The 20,397-nt window shown below is 70.5% G+C and carries 16 protein-coding genes and 1 tRNA gene; 6 read left to right on the top strand and 11 right to left on the bottom strand.

Going from position 1 to position 20,397, the window contains the following annotated elements; genetic code table 11:
• The first annotated feature begins 401 nt into the window (after positions 1-401).
• Positions 402-1,352 carry a glycoside hydrolase family 25 protein gene (locus tag AC5LUJ_RS01660; RefSeq protein WP_250282051.1) on the top strand — a complete coding sequence of 317 codons (951 nt, stop codon included), beginning with the start codon at positions 402-404 and terminating at the stop codon, positions 1,350-1,352.
• 293 nt (positions 1,353-1,645) lie between these two features.
• The gene (locus tag AC5LUJ_RS01655; RefSeq protein WP_250282050.1) at positions 1,646-2,191 is read left to right on the top strand and encodes a DUF7144 family membrane protein; all 546 of its coding nucleotides are present in this window, start codon (positions 1,646-1,648) and stop codon (positions 2,189-2,191) included.
• Between the two features lie 239 nt (positions 2,192-2,430).
• Here the strand turns inward: AC5LUJ_RS01655 and AC5LUJ_RS01650 are convergent, their stop codons facing one another.
• The 4 genes from AC5LUJ_RS01650 to AC5LUJ_RS01635 all read right to left on the bottom strand — a co-directional run bounded on the left by AC5LUJ_RS01650 (position 2,431) and on the right by AC5LUJ_RS01635 (position 4,173).
• The gene (locus AC5LUJ_RS01650; protein ID WP_493464361.1) at positions 2,431-2,838 is read right to left on the bottom strand and encodes a gamma-glutamylcyclotransferase; all 408 of its coding nucleotides are present in this window, start codon (positions 2,836-2,838) and stop codon (positions 2,431-2,433) included.
• An 8-nt stretch (positions 2,839-2,846) separates the two neighbouring features.
• Complete coding sequence (gene pyrE, locus AC5LUJ_RS01645) at positions 2,847-3,374, bottom strand: orotate phosphoribosyltransferase (RefSeq protein ID WP_250287235.1); 528 nt, start codon at positions 3,372-3,374, stop codon at positions 2,847-2,849.
• Positions 3,375-3,539: 165 nt separating this feature from the next.
• A complete protein-coding gene (locus AC5LUJ_RS01640; RefSeq protein ID WP_250287236.1) occupies positions 3,540-3,857 on the bottom strand; it encodes a VOC family protein in 318 nt (105 codons plus the stop codon).
• Between the two features lie 231 nt (positions 3,858-4,088).
• Positions 4,089-4,173 (bottom strand) — tRNA-Tyr (locus tag AC5LUJ_RS01635).
• Positions 4,174-4,648: 475 nt separating this feature from the next.
• Here AC5LUJ_RS01635 and AC5LUJ_RS01630 point away from each other — a divergent pair.
• On the top strand, positions 4,649-5,137 hold the full coding sequence (locus AC5LUJ_RS01630; RefSeq protein WP_250287237.1) for a YajQ family cyclic di-GMP-binding protein: 489 nt from the start codon (positions 4,649-4,651) through the stop codon (positions 5,135-5,137).
• Between the two features lie 241 nt (positions 5,138-5,378).
• Here AC5LUJ_RS01630 and htpX read toward each other — a convergent pair whose 3' ends face one another.
• Positions 5,379-6,257, bottom strand: coding sequence for a zinc metalloprotease HtpX (htpX, locus tag AC5LUJ_RS01625; protein ID WP_250287238.1), 879 nt, complete (start codon positions 6,255-6,257; stop codon positions 5,379-5,381).
• 351 nt (positions 6,258-6,608) lie between these two features.
• Positions 6,609-7,766 carry a Rossmann-like and DUF2520 domain-containing protein gene (locus AC5LUJ_RS01620; protein WP_493464360.1) on the bottom strand — a complete coding sequence of 386 codons (1,158 nt, stop codon included), beginning with the start codon at positions 7,764-7,766 and terminating at the stop codon, positions 6,609-6,611.
• 693 nt (positions 7,767-8,459) lie between these two features.
• Here AC5LUJ_RS01620 and AC5LUJ_RS01615 point away from each other — a divergent pair.
• The 3 genes from AC5LUJ_RS01615 (at position 8,460) to AC5LUJ_RS01605 (ending at position 13,348) form a co-directional block, all read left to right on the top strand.
• On the top strand, positions 8,460-10,346 hold the full coding sequence (locus tag AC5LUJ_RS01615; RefSeq protein WP_250285600.1) for a 2-oxoacid:acceptor oxidoreductase subunit alpha: 1,887 nt from the start codon (positions 8,460-8,462) through the stop codon (positions 10,344-10,346).
• Positions 10,343-11,404 (top strand): 2-oxoacid:ferredoxin oxidoreductase subunit beta, encoded by a 1,062-nt coding sequence (locus tag AC5LUJ_RS01610; protein WP_250285601.1) that lies wholly within the window; start codon positions 10,343-10,345, stop codon positions 11,402-11,404. Before AC5LUJ_RS01615 ends, AC5LUJ_RS01610 begins: the two co-directional genes overlap by 4 nt.
• 657 nt (positions 11,405-12,061) lie before the next feature.
• The gene (locus AC5LUJ_RS01605; protein ID WP_250285602.1) at positions 12,062-13,348 is read left to right on the top strand and encodes a hypothetical protein; all 1,287 of its coding nucleotides are present in this window, start codon (positions 12,062-12,064) and stop codon (positions 13,346-13,348) included.
• 220 nt (positions 13,349-13,568) lie between these two features.
• On the opposite strand, the gene AC5LUJ_RS01600 is transcribed toward AC5LUJ_RS01605, so the two are convergent.
• The 5 genes from AC5LUJ_RS01600 to nuoK form a co-directional block, all read right to left on the bottom strand.
• Positions 13,569-14,570 (bottom strand): polyprenyl synthetase family protein, encoded by a 1,002-nt coding sequence (locus tag AC5LUJ_RS01600; RefSeq protein WP_250285603.1) that lies wholly within the window; start codon positions 14,568-14,570, stop codon positions 13,569-13,571.
• A 16-nt stretch (positions 14,571-14,586) separates the two neighbouring features.
• A complete protein-coding gene (nuoN, locus tag AC5LUJ_RS01595; protein ID WP_250285607.1) occupies positions 14,587-16,161 on the bottom strand; it encodes an NADH-quinone oxidoreductase subunit NuoN in 1,575 nt (524 codons plus the stop codon).
• A 17-nt stretch (positions 16,162-16,178) separates the two neighbouring features.
• Positions 16,179-17,765, bottom strand: a complete 1,587-nt coding sequence (locus AC5LUJ_RS01590; RefSeq protein WP_250285604.1) for an NADH-quinone oxidoreductase subunit M — start codon at positions 17,763-17,765, stop codon at positions 16,179-16,181.
• A 1-nt stretch (position 17,766) separates the two neighbouring features.
• Positions 17,767-19,728 carry an NADH-quinone oxidoreductase subunit L gene (nuoL, locus tag AC5LUJ_RS01585; RefSeq protein WP_250285605.1) on the bottom strand — a complete coding sequence of 654 codons (1,962 nt, stop codon included), beginning with the start codon at positions 19,726-19,728 and terminating at the stop codon, positions 17,767-17,769.
• A gap of 278 nt (positions 19,729-20,006) precedes the next feature.
• Positions 20,007-20,306 carry an NADH-quinone oxidoreductase subunit NuoK gene (nuoK, locus tag AC5LUJ_RS01580; RefSeq protein WP_250285606.1) on the bottom strand — a complete coding sequence of 100 codons (300 nt, stop codon included), beginning with the start codon at positions 20,304-20,306 and terminating at the stop codon, positions 20,007-20,009.
• Between the last annotated feature and the right edge of the window lie 91 nt (positions 20,307-20,397).

The following is a 20,397-nucleotide window of genomic DNA, read 5'->3' as shown; positions in this document are numbered from 1 at the left end:
AGCGAAAAGATCGACTCGCGTACTGTTTATATCACTATAAGTAGATATTATTCTTCTTAGCGTAGTATCTGGTCGAGCGAGCCTGCCTCTGGCATCATCCGTCGGCCAGCCCACCCGGTCACGCCAAGGAGCTCCCGTGGGCATCGCACCCACATCCGCCTGCCAGGACGACCGCCTGCCAGGATGACGCCGGGCCAGGCCGGGCCGTCCGGCCCCACCGGTGGGGCGGCACACGCGGGGCCGTCGTAGCGGCCGTGGCGCACGGCATCCACGATCAGGCTGTTCGCGGCGCGCAGGCCGTTCGCGGCGGGTGGGCTGTTCGCGGCGAGTGGGCTATTCGTAACGCGACCGCCACGTTCGACGCGCCTGCCCCGGCGGCGGGCACCACGGCCGCCGTCCCCATGACGGCGGACACAGCCGCGGCCGCATCCGGTGCGGCCGTACCCATCGCGGACCGGTCCGCGCAGACAGTCCCGGCTCGGTGGCCGCAAGGTATCGACATCTCGTCATGGCAGCACCCCGCTGGCGCGCAGATCGGCCGGAACGCGGTCCACCCGGCCGGCGTCACCTTCGCCATCGTCGGGGCGACCGAGGGCATGACCTACACCAGCCCGTGCTTCGCCCTCGACCGCCTCCCTGCCCTCCAGACGGGCCTGGTCGTCGGCGCGTACCACTACGCCCGGCCCACCCAGCCGATCACGGCCGCGGTCGAACAGGCCGACCGGTTCCTCGCCGTCACCGGCCTCACCCGGTCCAACGGTCATCTGGCCCCCATCCTCGATCTCGAGGCCGACGGAAGCCTGTCGGCCGACCAGCTCACCGCCTGGGCCCGCGCCTTCCTGGAGGAGGTCGAGACGAGAACCGGGCGCGCGCCCATCCTGTACACCTACCGGTCGTTCTGGAGCGACACGATGAAGAACACCACGTCATTCTCCCGCTACCCACAGTGGTTCGCCATTTACAACGGAAGCTCGGCCCCGGGCTCCCTGCCCGGCGGCTGGCAGAAGTGGGCGATGTGGCGGTTCACCTCCTCCGGGAGCGTTCCCGGCATCACCGGGAACGTCGGCATGAACGTCGTCCGCTGTGGCATCGACGCGCTGGCGGCGAACGCCGGCGGACGGGCCGGCGAGGCCGACCGGCGGTACGGCTCGGACTCCCGGGTGCGCTCGGTGCTGAGGGCCGCCGCCCGCGGCGAGGAGCCCGCCGGTGGTGGGCCGGTGGCGACAGTTCGGCCAGGGGCCGCTCTTCTGGCCGGTGGCGACCGGCGTCCACGAAGGGCCGTGCCCGGCCGGACAGCCACCGGCCGTGCGGGCCAGAGCGCGCCGGATGGATCTTCGATCAGCCGAACGTGACCCTGCGCGACGGGTCTCCAGGCCGGAATGCCGGGCAACCGGGCATGTCCAGGGCGTGCGCAGGCATGCGCGAGGCGCCCGGAGGGCACACGGAGGGTATGGCCATGTGGGCCAGCCGGCCGCCGGTGACCCAGTCGTGCCCCTTGCGCGCCGCCGGAGACCTGGCGGCCCCGGGGCCGCCAACCGACCCGAAAGCGACACCGAAGGTGACGCGACCGCGGCCCCTCCGCGGCCGCCAGCGGCCACCGGGCCCCGGGTCGCCAGGCGTCCCGCCACGCTCCAGGGAGGATTTCATGCAACCGGCACGGTCAGCGGCACGCACCAACGGATGGCTGGTATTCGCCGCGGTCATCCTCTTCATCACAGGCTTTCACAATATCATTTATGGAGTTGCCGCTCTCGACAGATACTCCTATCTCGTCACCGGCAACGGTGTGATCATCTACCAGGATCTGGACTTCTGGGGCTGGCTGCTGATAGCCATGGGCATCGTCGAGGTCGCCGTCGCGGCGGGTCTGTTCATGGGCCGGCAGTGGGCCCGCTGGGCGGCGATCGCGATCTGCACGGTCAACGTGATCGCGCACCTTGCCTTCCTCGCGGTCTTCCCGGTGTGGGCAGTCATCCTCATCGCGCTCGACGTACTCGTGATCTATGCGGTGACCAGGCCTGACACACCGCCTCGCGGGTCCTACGAGCCCTACCCCGAAACCGACCGGATCGAGGCCCGCACCGGCGGCCGGGAGTACACCGAACCATCCCGGTCCACCGTGCAAGGCACGTCCAGCACGCCGTCCGGCACGCGAGGCAGCCGGTCCGGCCCTGAGGCGCCCACTCGCTGAGCGCCCGGGAGCGAACAGCGGGAACCCGCTCGACGACGCCGGCGTTCCGGCCCTTCCACGGGCCGTGGAACGTCGGCGTCGGCCGTGTGCGCCCGGCTCCGGAAAGGCCGTCCGTCCCCCCGGGCCTTCGGGTCCGGCCCGTGGCGACGGCAGCCCGGAGCAACAACGATCAAGTAACAGCGATCAGGACGATCAGGAGTGCTGGCAGCCGCAACCGCGGCAGCCGGGAACGGCGGCGGTCAGAAACGAGGGTGGGACAATATCCGCGCCACGAACGCCGGCAGGTGGGCGGCGGCGAACGCGTCGGCGTCCCACGTCTGGTCCAGGGCGGCCGCGACGTCACGCCAGACGTAGGCCGATGCCGGCCGGCCGTCGACGAGTACGAGGCGCCGCGTCTCGTACTCGTCGCCTTCGAACGCGTCGAGAACGGCCCGCTCCGGCGGGCTGAGGCCGGACAGCGCGCGTCCGGCCACCACCGCGGCCGCCCCGGCGGCCGGCACCAGGCCCGGGTAGGCCCGACCGGGCAGCGCCGCCGCCCGCCACCCGGCGGCCGCCGCCGGCCGCGAGCACGGCAGCCGGCCGAGCAGGGCCCGGGCAACCTCCGGGAAGCACAGGGTGCCGTAGACGAACAGCTCGGACGGCCCCACGCCCGGCCTCAGGCGACCGCGTCCAGTTCGGCGCGGGTGAGGACCGGATGCAGGGTGAGGCCGAGGGCGGCGAGAGTTTCCCCGCCACCCTCCTGGCGGTCGATCACGCACAGGACGTCCTCGACGAGAGCGCCCTGCTCCCGCAGCACCCGGGCGGCTTCCACGACGGCGCCACCGCTGGTCACCACGTCCTCCACCAGGACGACCCGCAGGCCCGCGACGTCACCGCCCTCGGCGGTGCGGCAGGTGCCGTACTCCTTGGCCTTCTTGCGGACGAACCGGGCCGGCAGCCCCGTGCGCTGGGACAACAACGTGACCAGCGGAATCCCACCGAGCTCGAGGCCGGCCAGCACGTCGGTGGCCACGGGCAGCAGCGGACGCATCGCGTCGACGACGTCGGCGAGCAGCACCGGGTCGGCCTCGAACAGGTACTTGTCGAAGTACTCCCCGCTGGTCCGGCCGGAGCGCAGCCGGAACTGCCCGGTCAGATGGGACGCGGCCCGGACGCGGGCGGCAAGCGTGCCGGTATCACCCATGCCTGCGGACTCTATCCATCCCGGCGCCGGTCATCAGGGTGGAAGCTCGCCGTCCCGTGCCGGAAGAATGGTCCCGCGCCGGAAGAATGTCTGCCCCAGGACGGCGTCCATGCAGGGGCCGTGAAGAAACGCGGTGAAGAAACATCGCGATATGGATGCGTTCCGCTACCGGGCGACCACCTGGAGGTCCACCGTGCGCCCGTCAGGGTCCCGCAGGAGATGGCGGCCGGGTGGCAGCTGGAGACCGGTCGCGCCCGGATCCGCATCCACCGTGAGGCCCAGCCGCAGACGGCCGGTCGGCGGCTGCGACCGAGCGGGGTAGAACTCCAGCACGCCGCCGTCCGAGAGGGTCGCGGCCAGGTGCTCGGGCCCCGGGCCGTGGCGTTCCCGCACCAGGCGCAGCCCGAGCCCACGGTAGAACTCCTCGCAGGCAGCCAGGTCAGCGGTGTAGATCACCAGAAGACTGATCGCAGACGTCACCATCGCCGCATTTTCGGGCCCAGCCGGCGCCCCGCGTCGACGGCAACGACGTCGCGGCCCGGGAGCGGACCGAGGCGGCGCCGCGCCTCGGCGGGGACCAATGATCGCGTGCATGAATTGTGCACGAGCTACCGGCAACAGCCATGATCATCCGGGACCGGTCGCGGGCCTGAGAAAGGCCCTGGAGTGCTCTCCAGGGCCTGTGGCACAGCATGTTCCGGGTGGATCCGGGGGTGGTGGCAGGTGTTGGGTTCGAACCAACGTAGGCTGAGCCGGCGGTTTTACAGACCGCTCCCTTTGGCCACTCGGGCAACCTGCCGTTGGTGGACAGCATACGGGATGCGGCGAGCCGTTCGACGCCCCCCTCCTACCGCGGACGCCATCCCCGGTCGTCCGCCGTCCTGGGCAGACCGGGCTGGCACCGGGCCAGCACCGAGCCGGCGGCGAACCGGCGGCGAGCGGGCATGGCGAAGCCGCGACAAAGCATGAGCAGGCCGGCTTTGGCTCTCGTCGACCGCGGCCATCCAGCCATGCTGGAGTCCGGGCAGACTCGTGCCCGGACGTCGTGTGCCCGCGCGGCGTACGGGCCGCGGGCACACCGGTCCGCGCCGGGGCCGCGGGCAGCCGGGGCGACCGGCAGGCAGGCAGACAGCCCGCGGAGCGGGCGGTCCCGCGGACCAGGCAGGCTGGGCGGACCAGGCGGCCTGACGGACCGACAGGCTGCCAGAACGGGCAGAACAGGCAACGCGGCAGGCAGTGACAGACAACCGCAGACACCGAGGAGGCGCTTCGTCGTGGTGGACCCGTCGTTCGACATCGTGAGCAAGGTCGACCGTCAGGAGATCGACAACGCGATCAACCAGACCACCAAGGAGGTGCGGACCCGTTTCGACTTCCGCGACACGGCCGCGTCGGCGACGTGGTCGGGTGAGTCCATCCTGCTCACCGCGAACACCGAGGAACGGGTCAAGGCGGTGCTGGACGTCCTGCAGGAGAAGTGGGTCAAGCGCGGTATCTCGCTCAAGGCTCTGGAGCACGGCGAGCCCACTCAGTCCGGCAAGGAGCACAGGCTGGTCGTGACCGTCCAGCAGGGCATCGCCGACGACAAGGCCAAGGCGATCTCCAAGAAGATCCGGACCGACGGCCCGAAGGGGGTGCAGGCCCAGATCCAGGGGGACCAGCTGCGCGTCACCGGCAAGAAGCGGGATGACCTTCAGCGGGTTATCCAGCTGCTCAAGGAGACCGACTTCGGGGTGCCGCTCCAGTTCGTCAACTACCGCTAGCCTGCCGAAACAGCGGCTGGATGATCGACAACCGGGCATATTCCGCAAATAAGGATGCACCCCGCCCGATGGGGGGTTTCGGGCGGGGTGCCGCACGGCGAGGCCTGGGGGGTTGCCTCGCCGCGAGTCCGCGGTTGCGCGCCTACGGGGTCTGGGCCCTGAGGTTCCCGACCGGTAGCCCAGGGAGGTACCGGACCCGTGGCTCAGGCATTTTCAGAATACGACCCCTCCTCACTCGGATTCAACGGTAAGGGTCGATCCGGGCCATCTCCTCCAGCCGCTCGATCCGACGCTCCATCGGCGGGTGGGTGCTGAACATCCGGCCGAGGCCACCGCCCCGGAACGGGTTGGCAATCATGAGCGAGGACACCGGCGCCAGCTCGGAGCTCTGCGGCAGCGGCCGGGCCGCCGTGGCAGCCTGCAGTTTGCGCAGCGCGAGCGCGAGGCCCAGCGGGTCGCCGGTCAGCGTTGCGCCGGAGGCGTCGGCCTGGTATTCCCGGGCCCGGCCGATCGCGAGCTGGATGACCGCCGCCGCGATCGGTCCCAGCACGATGAACAGCATGATCTCCAGGAGGCCCGGACCGTCCTCGTCGTCCCCACGGCCCAGCCCGAAGAGGGCCGCGAACTGCGCGAAATGCGCCAGGTAGACGATGACGCTCGCGAGCGCCCCGGCGACGGACGCGATGAGGATGTCCCGGTTGTGGACGTGACTGAGCTCGTGGCCCAGGACCCCGCGCAGCTCGCGGTCGTCCATGATTTCCAGGATTCCCACGGTGCAGCAGACCGCGGCGTTGCGTGGGTTACGGCCGGTCGCGAATGCGTTGGGTGCCGCGGTCGGGCTGATGTAGAGCCGTGGCATGGGCATCCGCGCCCTGGTAGCGAGTTCGTGGACGATCGCGTACAGGCGCGGCTGCTGGATCTGGCTGACGGGATAGGCCCGCATCGCGCGCAGGGCCAGCTTGTCCGAAAAGAAGTACGAGACGCCGTTGACACCGAGGGCGAAAATGAGGGCGATCAGCAGGCCATGGCTCCCGAACAGAGAGCCGACAAGCAGAATCACCGCGGACAGTACGCCTAGCAGGACGGCGGTCTTCAGCCCGTTGAAGTGGCGGTGGGACATGGAGTCGGTGTCCTGTCGTCTCGAGGGTTGCGTCCATAGCAACGCCCGGATCGACCAGGAGCGTTCCCACCACACGTGGTCACCAATCGCAACACCTTACTCACAGAACCGCCAACGGCAGCATCAATGACCCACCGGCTGCCCGGATCCGCCGCTCCCCCGCCGATCCCTGGCCGGCCCCGGCCGCTCCCCGGTGGCGCTACCGCTCGGGCTTGCCGACGCAGCCGCCCGACGAGTTGCCCGACGAACTGCCCGACGGGGCGTACCGGTGGCGGCACCGGCCCGCCGACCAGTGTCCGGTGCCGTCGAAGTACCCGCCCCGCCCGTCGGCGTCCGGTCCGCGCGGGCTCTTCACCCGTGGGGCTCCCGTCCGTGAAGGCCCTGCCCGGCAGAACTCCGCGTGACGGGACTCCGCCCGACGGAGCTCTGCGTGCCAGGGCTCTGCATGACGGAGCTCCGCGTGCCAGGGCTCTGTGGGGCCGGGCCCTGCCCGCCGGCCGCGCGGAGGACGTCGCGGATGCCACCGGCCGGTTCGCCGCCGCCCAGCCCCGCCCGCTCGAGCTGGTCCACGGTGAGGGCCGCCAGGGCCGCGTACACCGATGCCACCGCCTGGTCACGCGCCGCGAGGGCGTCCAGGTGCGCCCGCACCGTCCCGGCGTCCCCACGCCGGACCGGGCCGGTCAGCGCCGCCGGGCCACGCTCGACGGCACCGCGCAACGACCGCTCCAGCAGCGGCGCGACAGCGTCCGCCGGCTGGTCGACGCCGAGAGCCGCCAGTAGTTCCACCGTGGCCGTGACCAGCGTCGCCAGGTAGTTGGCGCCCAGGACGATGGCGGCGTGGTAGGCCGTGCGGGCCTGCTCGGGCACCGGGACGACCCGGCCGCCGACGGCGGTCACCAGGGCGTTCGCGACCGACCGGGCTCCCGGGTCAGCGGTCACCCCGAAGCCGGCGCCCACCAGCCGGCTCGCGTCGTCGTCGGCACCGCTCAAAGTCATGATCGGATGTACTGCCGCGCGCAGCGCCCCGTGGGCGAGCACGGGGCGCAGGATGCCCGTGCCGTGCCGTCCGCTGGCGTGCGCGACGACCTGCCCGGCCCGTAGGACGCCGGCGGCGGCGATGCTTCTAGCGACATCTTCGATCGCATCGTCGGAAACTGTAAGAATAATCACATCCGATGCTTCGGCCACCGATGCCGGCGTCCCGATCGACGCCGCCGGGAAGCGGGCCCGGGCCCGCTCCAGGGCCGTCGCGGAACGCGCGTGCACCGCGACCACCGGCCAGTTGGCGCCCGACAGCGCCGTCCCGAGGGCGCTGCCCGCCCGGCCGAGGCCGACGATCCCGACCCGCGGCCCCGCCGCCGCGGGCACCGGCCCGCCCGCGGGCCGCGCGGCGGTGTCGGCGCCGCCGGCAACGCTGCCGCCAACAGCGCCGCCACCGGCAGCGTTGCCACCGGCGGTGCCGCCACTACTGACAGCGTCGCCGCTGGCAGCATCCGTATGCCTGCCCACCTGGCCATGCTCCCACCGGATCCCACGCCCCGGGCCCGCCGGCCATGGGATTCCCGGCCGGCGTAATCCGATGTGTCCGGCCGGGTATGGCCCGGGCCCGCCGGCCATAGGGTTCCCGGCCGCGGCCCTGCGCGCGCCCCACCGGACCATGGGCCCCGCGCGCAGGGCCGTGTAGCGCCGGCTCTCCGGCCCGGCGAGCTCGTCTCCGGCTCCGCTGACCCCGCACAGGGCCGGCCGGCAGGCCCTCAAGGAGTCCAGGACCGGTGGGCCTCATCCGGTCCGCCCCACAAGGATGTGGGCGGACGTCTCGGCCGGTCCGGCTCCACCGCCCCGCCGGGCGCGCCCCGCCGGCCGCGGGCGTTGTTCACCGCACGTTCTCCGCGTCTCCTCGCAAGCGGTACCCGCAACAGGTACGGGGCTGGCCGCCTGATAGCATCAGAGAGACAGGTCAGCACATCCAATTACACAATTTTTACACAAAATTTGCGGATATCCTGACAAAATCGAATTTTTTGTCATTCCGCCAGAAAACCGCAAAGTATTTCATCGCCGACATCCCAGCAGCTGGCCGACGCGCCGCCCCCATCGGGATGTGTCATATTCATCACACGGGCCTGACCCCGTCGGGACGTTGCGCCCCACGCCAATAGTCCGGCCGGTACGCTCAAGTGGTACCCGAGGAGGTTACACAACGTGTCAGGCCAGGTCAGGGATCGTCAAATCCATCGACTCGACCGGGTCGTCATCCGCTTCGCGGGCGACTCGGGCGACGGGATGCAGCTCACCGGGGAACAGTTCACCAGTGAGACGGCGGCGTTCGGCAACGACTTGTCCACCCTACCGGACTTCCCGGCCGAAATCCGCGCCCCAGCCGGCACCCCGGCCGGCGTGTCAGGATTTCAGCTCCATTTTTCCGACCACGACATCCTGACGCCCGGGGACGCCCCGAACATGCTGGTGGCGATGAATCCCGCGGCGCTGAAGTCAAATCTGAAGGACCTGCCGGCCGGCGCCGACCTCGTCGTCAACACCGACGCCTTCACCAGTGCCAACCTGAAGAAGGCCGGATATTCCTCCGACCCGCTCACCGACGGCACCCTCGACGGATACCGGGTGCACCGGGTGCCTCTGTCGTCGATGACCATCGACGCGGTGAACGCGTTGGAAAGCAGCACCGGCACCGTCAACAAGAAAGAGGCCGAGCGGGCGAAGAACATGTTCGCGCTCGGCCTGATGAGCTGGCTCTACCAGCGGCCCACCAACGGTGTCGTCGCGTTTCTTGAGAAAAAATTCGCGAAACGCCCCGAGATCGCCGCCGCGAACATCGCGGCGCTGCGTGCCGGCTACAACTACGGTGAGACGACCGAGGCCTTCGCCGTCGTCTACGAGGTCGCCCCGGCCCGGATGAAGCCCGGCCGCTACCGCCGCGTCTCCGGCAACCTCGCACTGTCCTACGGGCTGATCGCCGCCGCCGAGCTCACCGGGCTGCCGCTGTTCCTCGGCTCCTACCCGATCACCCCGGCCTCCGACATCCTGCACGAGCTGAGCAGGCACAAGCGGTTCGGGATCCGGACCTTCCAGGCCGAGGACGAGATCGCCGGCGTCGGCGCCGCCCTCGGCGCGTCCTTCGGCGGCTCGCTCGGCGTCACCACGACGTCCGGGCCCGGCCTGGCCCTGAAGACCGAGACCATCGGCCTCGCGGTGACCCTCGAGCTCCCGCTGGTCGTCGTCGACATCCAGCGGGGCGGGCCGTCCACCGGGCTGCCCACCAAGACCGAGCAGGCCGACCTCAGCATGGCCGTGCACGGCCGCAACGGCGAGGCGCCGCTGCCGGTGATCGCCCCGCGCTCCCCGGCGGACTGCTTCGACGCCGCCATCGAGGCCGCCCGGCTGGCGACGAAGTACCGCACCCCCGTCATCCTGCTCTCGGACGGCTACCTCGCCAACGGCTCGGAGCCGTGGCTGCTGCCCGACCGGGCCGACCTGCCCGACCTGCCGGTGACGTTCGCGACCGGGCCGAACCACACCGGCGACAACGGCCCGGAGTTCTGGCCGTACCTGCGCGACAACGAGACGCTCACCCGGCCGTGGGCCGTGCCCGGCACCCCCGGGCTGGAGCACCGCATCGGCGGCCTGGAGAAGGCCGACGGCTCCGGCGGGATCTCCTACGACCCGGCGAACCACGACCGCATGGTGCGCCTGCGCCAGGCGAAGATCGACGGTATCGCGCGCGACATCCCCGCTCTCGAGGTGGACGACCCCTCCGGGCAGGCCCGGGTGCTCGTCCTCGGCTGGGGCTCGACCTACGGGCCGATCGCGGCCGCGTGCCGCCGGGTCCGCGCGCAGGGGCTCCAGGTCGCCCACGCACACCTGCGCCACCTGTTCCCGTTCCCCGAGAACACCGGCGACGTGGTGCGCGCCTATGACCGGATCCTCGTCCCCGAGATGAACCTCGGCCAGCTCAGGGCCATGATCCGGGCGGAGTTCCTGGTCGACGCCATCGGCTACAACCAGGTCCGTGGGCTTCCGTTCAAGGCCGCCGAACTGGCGGGTGTCCTGGAGGACGTGATCAAGCAGTGACCGTCACGACGAACCAGACCGGTATCACCAACCGGCTGCTCGACCTCATACCCGCCGCCAGCCAGCCGCAGACCCGCAAGGACTTCACCTCCGACCAGGAGGTCCGCTGGTGTCCCGGCTGTGGTGACTACGCCATCCTGGCCACCGTCCAGGGCTTCCTGCCGGAGCTCGGGATCGCCCGCGAGAACATCGCGTTCATCTCCGGCATCGGCTGCTCCTCGCGCTTCCCGTACTACCTGAAGACCTACGGGATGCACTCCATCCACGGCCGGGCGCCGGCCATCGCGACCGGTCTCGCGGTCTCGCGGCCGGACCTGTCGGTCTGGGTCGTCACCGGTGACGGCGACGCGCTGTCCATCGGTGGCAACCATCTGCTGCACGCGCTGCGCCGCAACGTCAACATCAAGATCCTGATGTTCAACAACCGGATCTACGGGCTGACCAAGGGCCAGTACTCGCCCACGTCAGAGGTAGGGAAGGTCACGAAGTCGACCCCGTACGGCTCGCTGGACCGGCCCTACAACCCGATCTCGCTGGTGCTCGGCGCCGAGGCGACGTTCGTGGCCCGGTCGATCGACTCCGAACGCGCGCACCTGACCTCGGTGCTGCGCGCGGCCGCCACCCACCCCGGCTCGGCCTTCGTGGAGATCTTCCAGAACTGCAACATCTTCAACGACGGGGCGTTCGACGCCCTGAAGAACCGCTCGTCCAAGGACGACGCGACCCTGCGGCTGGCCCACGGTGAGCCGCTGGTGTTCGGCGCGGAACGCGACAAGGGCATCCGCCGCGCTCCGGACGGCAAGCTGGAGGTGTGCGCCGCGACCGACGAGGGCGTGCTGGTCCACGACGCCCACGCGGCCGAGCCGGGCCTGGCGTTCGAGCTGTCCCGGCTGACCGGCGATTCGGCCGGGGTCACGCCGATCGGGGTCTTCCGGGACGTCGACCTGCCCACCTACGACGAACAGCTCAACGAGCAGATCGCCGACGCCCGGGCCCGCCAGGGCGAGGGCGACCTGATACAGCTGCTGGGCAGCGGCGACACCTGGACGGTTTCCTGAGATTCACCCCCGGGACCGTCTCCGGTGGCTCTTCGGTCGTGTCCGGCCGGGAGCCACCGGAGCGGCCCGGCCGGTCGGCTCCCGACAGTTCGAGGAGCGCGCGGCCGCGGTTGCGGGCATACCCGCCGGGCCCCGCGGCACCAGCCGATCGACAGGCGTAAAATTTTCTTTTCGTACGACTTTTACGAAACAATTTCTTGTACATCCGCCGCTCCGGAGAAACTCGGGCCACCGAGGAACGCGGCTGGGATTCTTCTCCTCGGGACTCCGGTCGGGCCGGACTACACCAGGGCGGCCGCTGGCCCACTACGGATGCCGGACCGCTTCGAGCCATCCGGACAGCGGCAGGCCGCTCAGCGGAGCGAATAGCGCCTTTGATGGAAAGTTGTCCATATGGCGTCGGAACATCCGTGACCGGTCGGTTAGCATTGTGATTGCTCTGGCATCCCGAATCCGCCTTTCTGGATCTTCATAACAGCTCGGCGGGCGGTGGGGGCTCGGGGGCTACAGCTCGAGGGCTACAGCGTGGGGACTACAGCGCGGGGGCTACAGCAAGCTACCGATCCGGAGGCACAGTGCAGGACAGATCGTCCCGTTGCCGGCAGGTCCAACAGCGTTCTCCTTGGGTGCCGCTCCCCGTGGCGGGCGAGGTGAGCCGTGGGTAACCACTCCGCTGCCCGGCACTCACGGAAGCAGGCAGCAAGTGCCTCCCAGCGGGCCGTTCCCGCGCGCACACCCGCGGCCACCGGCACGCCGGGCGGCAGGAGGGCCGACGCCGGCGCGGCAACCGCCGACAGCCCGAGCGCGGCCGAGCCCGTCAGATCACCGCGGATCTTCCGGAAGCGCGACGCTGGCCCGGATGCCCGCCTGCGGCCCGTCGCGCCGGCGTTCCCCCCGCCGGTGTCGGCGCGCCCGGGAGCGATGTTCATCCCCCGCCAGCAACTGATGAACTCCGCTGAACCGGACACGCTGAGCGGGCCGTCCCCGTTCGGCGCGGACAGGGCACGGCCGGACGACCGGCAGGCACACGGCACACGCCGCGGCGCGCACCGGGAGATCCCCGTCAGACAGCCCACCGTCAGACAGCCCAGGCCGAGCCGCAACCGGCTGGTCGCCACCGGTACCGCCTCTCTCGCCGGGATATCCGCCCTGCTCACCGGCATAGCCCTGGCCGGCGCCCAGGACGAGCAGGTCGTCGACCTCGGGGCAGCCGCCGCGGCACCGTCGGTCGGGCTGGGCAGCTCGCCGTCGGTTCTCCAGCAGACGGCGGGGAGAACTTCCCGCAACGTGCACAGACCGGCGGCACGGCCGGCCGCCCCACCGCCGCAGACCGTCGTCACGCCTGGCCCGGGCTTCGCCGGGAACGACCCGCTGTGGGCAGCCGGCGCTCCCAGCCCCGCGGGCACGGATCTCCCGCAGGCCGTAGCCACCCATCCCGAGTACCCGTATCCCGCGTATTCGTACTATTCCCATGCGTACTACGCCGACGCCGCCCCCAGCGAGGCCGGCCCGCTGCCCCCGACGCCCGCGCCGGCGACACAGCCCGCCCTTGAGCAGCCCGCCTTCCCGGGCGGGGCGGTGACCGATCCGGTCGAAGTCACCCGGACCAGCGAACCATCCGCCCAGCCGACCACGACCACGCTGCGCGGCTTCGAGACAGGTCAGACACCACTGGCCGGGGCACCCGCCCCGGCGGCCGGCCTGGTGGGGGTCCCTCCCACACCCGTCCCGTCGGAGGCCCTGCCCCCCGCGGCGGCGGTGCCGGCAGCCACCGGGAGCAGCGCTTCAACCAGCCAGCCGCCGACGTCCTCCGCCGTGGCTCCGGACGCCCAGGCAGCGGCCCCGCAGCCGCACCCGGCCAGAGCGGGCGGGGCATTCGGCGACAGGCCCACCAAGCTGATCGAGTTCTACGATCCCCCGCCGTTCTCGCCGCTGAGCAGATAAGAAACCGGGTGGAAGGAAACAGCCGGATCCACCTGTGTGGGGGCCGCGCCGTCCGCGCGGCTCCCACTCCTTTCCTTCCACCCGGCTTCTTCCGCTCGGCTCCTTCAACAGTCATCCGGGCGTCCGGAGTCATCCGCTCGCCCGGAGTCATCCGGGCGTCCAGCGCATCCGGCGTTCGCATCCGGGCGCGCACAGGCCGCTCGACGCGGCCGCGAACGGGTCAGCTGGTGCGGTCGATCACGTAGTCCGCGAGTGCCGCCAACGCGGTTCTGGCCGGCCCCTCCTCCAGCCCGGCCAGGCAGCCGCGTGCCTGGCCCGCCCAGCGCGCCACCTCACGGCGGGCACGTCCCATGGCCGGATGGCCGCGCAGCAGGTCCAGCGCCTCGGCGAGCGCGCCTTCCGCCGCGAAGCCGTCCTTCATCAGGCCGCGCAGCCGGGCCGCGGCGGCGTCGTCCTCCTCAAGCGCGTAGAGCACCGGCAGCGTGGGAATCCCCTCCCGCAGGTCCGTCCCGGGTGTCTTACCCGAGGCGGCCTGGTCGGAGGCGACGTCGATGAGATCGTCGGAAAGCTGGAAGGCCACCCCGAAGTAGCCGCCGAAGGCGGCCAGGGCGTCCACGGTGAGCGGATCGGCCCCGGCCAGCATCGCGCCGAGCCGGCCGGAGGTGGCGATCAGTGACGCGGTCTTCTCCCTGATCACACGGAGGTGATGCTCGACCGGGTCCTGTCCCGGTACCGGCCCGACGGTCTCCCGGATCTGCCCCTCGCACAGGGTCGCGATCGTGCGGGCCAGGATGCGGGTGGCCTCCGGCCCCAGGTCGGCGGTGATATCCGAGGCCCGGGCGAAGAGGAAGTCGCCGGTGAGGATCGCGATCGTGTTGGTCCACCGGACGTTCGCCGACGCCGCTCCCCGCCGCAGCGGCGCCTCGTCCATGACGTCGTCGTGGTACAGCGTCGACAGGTGGGTGAGCTCGATGGCGACCGCGGCCGGCAGCACGCCGACGGCGTCCGGGTCACCAAAATGGGCCGCGAGCAGGACGACCATCGGCCGGAAACGCTTGCCGCCGGCGTCCACCAGATGCCGGGACGTCTCGGTGACGAACGGCACGTCGCTGCGGACGGCGTCGCGTAGCAGCCGTTCGACCTCGTGGAGGCCGCGACGGACAGCCTGCTCCAGATCAGGGTCGGTCCTGATCCCCACGAGGTTCAGCCCCGTTGCGCTCATGTGGATTCCCTGGGCGTCAGCGTACGAAGCCGGACGTGGCCGCGGTACCGGCGAGATCGAGCAGAGGCTGTGGCGCGACTCCCAGCAGGAGCGTCACGACCGCGCCGATGCCGACGGCCGCGTAGGTGAGTGTCGGACGAGTGACAATTATGGGGCCGTCCGCACCCGGTTCCTGGAAGAACATCAGAACGATCACTCGGACGTAGAAGAACGCGGCGATCGCGCTGGTGACCAGGGCGACGACCACCAGCGGCGTCGCGTCACCGGCGATCGCGGCCTCGAAGACGGCGAACTTCCCGGTGAATCCGCTGGTGAGCGGGATGCCGGCCAGGGCGAGGAGCAGGAAGGCGAAGATCCCCGCGAGCAGCGGTGAGCGCCGCCCGAGCCCCTGCCACTGGGACAGGTCGCTCGCCTCGCCGTCCGCCGTCCGCACCAGGGTGACCAGAGCGAACGTGGCGATCGTGGTGAAGCCGTAGGCGACCAGGTAGAACAGGGAGCCGCTCAGCCCGTCGCTGTTGGCCGCGGCGAGCCCGGTGAGCAGGAAGCCGGCGTGGGCGATCGCCGAATAGGCGAGCATCCGCTTGATGTCACGCTGGGTCAGTGCCAGCACCGCGCCGACCACCATGGTCAGAATCGCGATGATCCAGACTATCGGCCGCCAGTCCCAGCGCAGCCCGCCGAAGGCGACGTAGAACAGCCGCAGCAGCGCGCCGAACGCCGCCACCTTCGTGCCCGCGGCCATGAAGGCCGTGATCGGGGTCGGCGACCCCTGGTAGACGTCCGGTGTCCAGGAGTGGAACGGCGCGGCGCCGACCTTGAAGAACAGGCCGATGCCGAGCAGGGCCACCCCCAGGTAGAGGTAGGTGTCGTTCGCGCCGACCGTGCCCGCGGCATCGGCGATCCGGCCGAGGCTGACGCTGCCGGCGTAGCCGTAGATGAAGGCCAGGCCGTAGATGAAGAACGCCGAGGAGAAGGCGCCGAGCAGGAAGTACTTCATCGCCGCCTCCTGGGAGAGCAGGCGGCGGCGGCGGGCCAGGCCGGCGAGCAGGTACAGCGGCAGGGAGAGGATCTCCAACGCGACGAACATGATCAGAAGCGTGTTCGAGGAGACGAACAGCAGCATCCCGGCCACCGAGAACGCCATCAGCGGGTACGCCTCGGTCTGCACGGCCGCGGAGGAACGCTGGGCGGTCGCGCCCGGCGACCCCGGGGTGATCGCCGCCGACGCCACGATCGCCCCGCCGGAGGAGTCCAGCCGCCGCTCGGCGACCAGCAGCACCGCCAGCAGGGCGAAGAGCAGGATGGCGCCTTCCAGGAACAGGGCCGGGCCGTCGATGGCCAGCGCCCCGGCCGCGAGCACCTGCCGTCGGGCGTGCAGCAGGACGACCGCCACGAACGCGGCCACGAACCCGGCCGCGGCCAGCAGCGGCTGGATGCCCCGGCGGGCCCTGGCCGGCGCGAACGCGTCGACGAGCACACCCGCCAGCGCCACCCCGAAGACGATGAGGATCGGGCTCAGCGCGCTGTACTGGATCGCCGGGACGTCGATCGTCCCCTGCGCGCCCTGGGCCAGCACCTGCGGGGCGGCGATGGCGGATGCTGTGGCGCTCACGAGTGGCCTCCGGCCTGGCTTGCGTTCACGGGGGCGGTTGGTGTGGGGTCGGTGTGCCCGGCATCCTCGAACGTCGCCGTGACAGTCGGCCGGACGATGTCGATGAGCGGCTTCGGGTAGATGCCGAGGGCGATGATCAGAGCGACCACCGGTGCGACGACGATCTTCTCGCGGACGCTGAGATCGAGCACTCCACGAGCATCCTCGGACACCACCGGTCCTGTCATCGTCCGCTGGTAGAGATAGAGGATGTAGATCGCGGCGAGCACGATGCCGGCGGTGGCCACGATGGCCAGCGCCCGGTACCGGGTGAACGTCCCGGCCAGCACCAGGAACTCACTGACGAAGCTGTTCAGGCCGGGCAGCGCCAGCGACGACAGCCCGGCGATGAGGAAGACGCCGGCCAGCACCGGTGTGACCTGCGCCATACCGCGGTAGGCCCCCACGTCCCGGCTGCCGCGCCGGGCCACCAGGAAGCCGACGACGAGGAAGAGCAGGCCCGTCGACAGCCCGTGGTTGACCATGTAGAGGACGGCACCGGTGCCCGCCTGCGACGTCAGCGCGAAGGTGCCCATCGCGATGAAGCCGAAGTGGGCCAGCGAGGTGTACGCCACCAGGCGTTTCATATCCCGCTGGCCGATGGCGAGCAGTGCCCCGTAGAAGATCCCGATCACCGCCAGCGCGAGCACCACGGGCGCGAAGTAGGACGACGCGTCCGGGAACAGCGGGATGCAGTAGCGGATCAGCCCGAAGGTCCCGACCTTGTCCAGGACGCCGACCAGCAGGATCGCGCCGCCGGTCGGCGACTGCGCGCCCGCGTCCGGCAGCCAGGTGTGGAAGGGGAACAGCGGCGCCTTGATGGCGAAGGCGATGAAGAAGCCCAGGAAGAGCAGCTTCTGCACGCCAGGGGTGATGTCCAGCTGGCGCAGGGTGGCGAAGTCGAAGGTGCCGGTGCCGAGCTGGTCGGACGAGACCACGTAGAGACCGATCACCGCGGCCAGCATGAGCAGCCCGCCGAACAGGCTGTAGAGCAGGAACTTCACCGCCGCGTAGGACCGCTGCGCCTGCTCCTTCACCGGCCCGTAGCTCCCGATCAGGAAGTACATCGGGATCAGCATCGCCTCGAAGAAGACGTAGAACAGGAAGACGTCGGTGGCGGCGAACACCCCGACCATCCCCGCCTCGAGCGCGAGCAGCAGCGCGAAGAACGCCGGGACGCTGCGCCTGCCCGCCACCGGCGCGCCGTCCGGGGAGGCGGCGTCGACCTCGTCCCAGGAGGCCAGCACGACGATCGGCACCAGCAGCGTCGCGAGCAGGATCAGCACCAGCGAGATCCCGTCGGCGCCCACCGAGTAGGAGATGCCGAACTGCTTGATCCAGGAGTACTTCTGGGAGAACTGGAAGCCGGCCTTTGCCGGCTCGTACGCGATGGTCGCCAGCAGCGCCAGCACGAACTCCACCAGCGTGACCGCCAGCGTGACCTGCTTGGCCAGCGTGCCCAGCCGTCGCGGGACGGCCGCGACGACGACCGCCGCGGCGGCCGGGATGATCAACAGGAGGGTCAACCACGGGAAACTGTTCACGTCATCCGGTCCTTACCAGCAGCGCCGTCATGACCACGAGGACAGCACCTCCCAACATCGACAGCGCGTAGGAGCGGACGAACCCGGTCTGGGTGCGGCGCAGCCGCCCGGACAGGCCGCCGATCCCGGCGGCGGTGCCCCGGACCAGCCCGTCCACCCCGACCGTGTCCAGCCAGACCAGGAAGCGGGTGAGGTACTGCCCCGGGCGCATGAACACGGTCTCGTTGAACGTGTTGGCGTAGAGATCGTGCCGGGCGGCCACGGTGACCAGCCCGACCTCGGAGTCGGGGCGGCCGACGGCCTCCACCGGGCGGAGCTGGTAGCGCAGGTAGGCCCCGGCGAAGCCGCCGGCGGCGACCAGCAGGGTGAGCGCCGTGACCACCGCCGGGGAGAGCGTGTGTGCGCCCTCCTCGTGCCCCTCGCCGAACACCGGTGCCAGCCAGTCCTGCAGGGTGCCGCCGACGATGAACAGCCCACCGGCGAACACCGAGCCCACGGCCAGCAGCGCCATCGGCCCGGTCATCACCCTCGGGGACTCGTGGGGGTGCTTCGCGTGTTCGCCCGAGGACGACCAGCGGCGCTCCCCGTGGAAGGTCAGCAGGAACAGCCGGGTCATGTAGAAGGCGGTGATGCCCGCGCCGAGCAGCGCGGTCAGGCCGAGCAGGTACCCGCTGGTGCCGCCCTTGTCGAAGGCAGCCTCAATAATCTTGTCCTTGGTGAAGAACCCGGACAGCGGGGGAAGGCCGATGATGGCCAGGTAGCCGAGGCCGAAGGTGGCCCAGGTGACCGGCATCAGCCGCCACAGGCCACCGTATTTCCGCATGTCCTGTTCGTCGTCCATCGCGTGGATCACCGAGCCGGAGCCGAGGAACAGGCCGGCCTTGAAGAAGCCGTGCGCCAGCAGGTGCGCGATGCCGAGCGCGTAACCGGCCGGGCCCAGCCCCACGGCGAGGAACATGTACCCGATCTGGCTCACCGTCGAGTAGGCGAGCACCTTCTTGATGTCGTCGTAGGCGCAGCCGATGACGCAGCCGATGATGATCGTTACGGCGCCGATGATGACGACCACCGTCCGGGCGGCCTGGGTCTCGGTGAAGATCGGGCTGGCGCGGGCGATGAGGTAGACCCCGGCGGTCACCATGGTGGCGGCGTGGATGAGCGCGGAGATCGGGGTCGGGCCCTCCATCGCGTCCGGCAGCCATGCCTGCAGCGGGAACTGGCCGGACTTGCCGCAGGCGCCGAGCAACAGCAGCAGGGCGATCGCGGTCAGCGTGCCGTACCCGATGACGTCGGCGGCGGCGGCGCCGAGCACCGAGTCGTAGTTCGTGCTGCCCACCGTGGCGAACATCAGCATGATGGCCAGGGCGAGCCCCACGTCGCCGACCCGGTTCATGTAGAAGGCCTTGTTGGCCGCGGTCGCCGCGGCCGGCTTGTACTCCCAGAACTTGATCAGCAGGAAGGACGACAGGCCGACCAGTTCCCAGCCCGCGTACAGGACGAGGAAGTTGTCCCCGAGGACGAGCAGCAGCATGGACGCCAGGAACAGGTTCATGTAGGCGAAGAACCTGCGCCGCCCGGGATCGTGCGCCATATAGCCGATCGAGTAGATGTGGATCAGCGTCCCCACGCCGGTGATCAGCAGCACGAAGACCGCGGAGAGCTGGTCGAAGAGCAGGCCGGCATCCACCTGGAAGCCGTTGACCGAGATCCAGGAGAACAGGTGCTGGGCGACCTGCCGGTCATCGGCGGCCCGGCCGCGCAGCCCGAAGAACAGCACCAGCCCCACGACGAAGCTCGCCGCGGAGGCCGCGGTGCCCAGCAGATGGCCCCAGCGGTCGGTCCTCCGCCCGCCGAGCAGCAGGATCAGCGCCCCCGCCAGCGGGAGCACCAGCAGCAGCCACGTGGCCGAGAACACGCCGCTGGCCGCCGCGTATCCCACCTCGTGTCCCACCTCATGCGGCATGGGGTACCTCGCCCTCGAAGAGGCGGCCGGCAAGGAGGCGGCCGGCTGGCCGGTGGCCGTCAGGCAGGTGCTCGTCAGGCAGGTGGCCGTCGGATGCACGGCCCTCGGATGCCCTGCCGCCACACGCGTCGACACCACGCGTGTCGACACGGTGCGTATGGCCGTGGGGTATATGCGTCACTGCACTCATCGTCCGTTCTGCCGTGACCGGGGTCCCGGCCACCACGTCCCACCGGCGCCTGGTGAGATCGTCACCGGTGACACACCTGAGGAACTGGCTAGTACTTGAGCAGGTTCACGTCGTCCACCGAGGCGGACCGGCGGGTGCGGAAGATCGTAAGAATGATCGCCAGGCCGATGACCACCTCGGCCGCGGCCACCACCATCACGAAGAACGCCATGATCTGGCCGTCCAGGGTGCCGTTGATCCTGGAGAAGGTGACCAGGGTCAGGTTCGCCGCGTTCAGCATCAGCTCGACGCACATGAAGACGACGATCGCGTTACGGCGCAGCAGGACACCGACCGCGCCGATGGTGAACAGCAGCGCGGCGAGGATCAGATAGTTCGCGGGGTTCACCGGCCCGTCCCCTTCCCGGCCCCGACCGGACGCTGGTTGCCGCGGCCATGCGCCCCGGCGCCGTTGTCGCCGTCACCGGGAGCCCCGGCGT

This window comes from Protofrankia sp. CiP1_Cm_nod3, assembly GCF_982290655.1.
The sequence above is the reverse complement of the archived record's forward strand: the minus strand, read 5'-3'. Positions and strand labels throughout refer to the sequence as shown.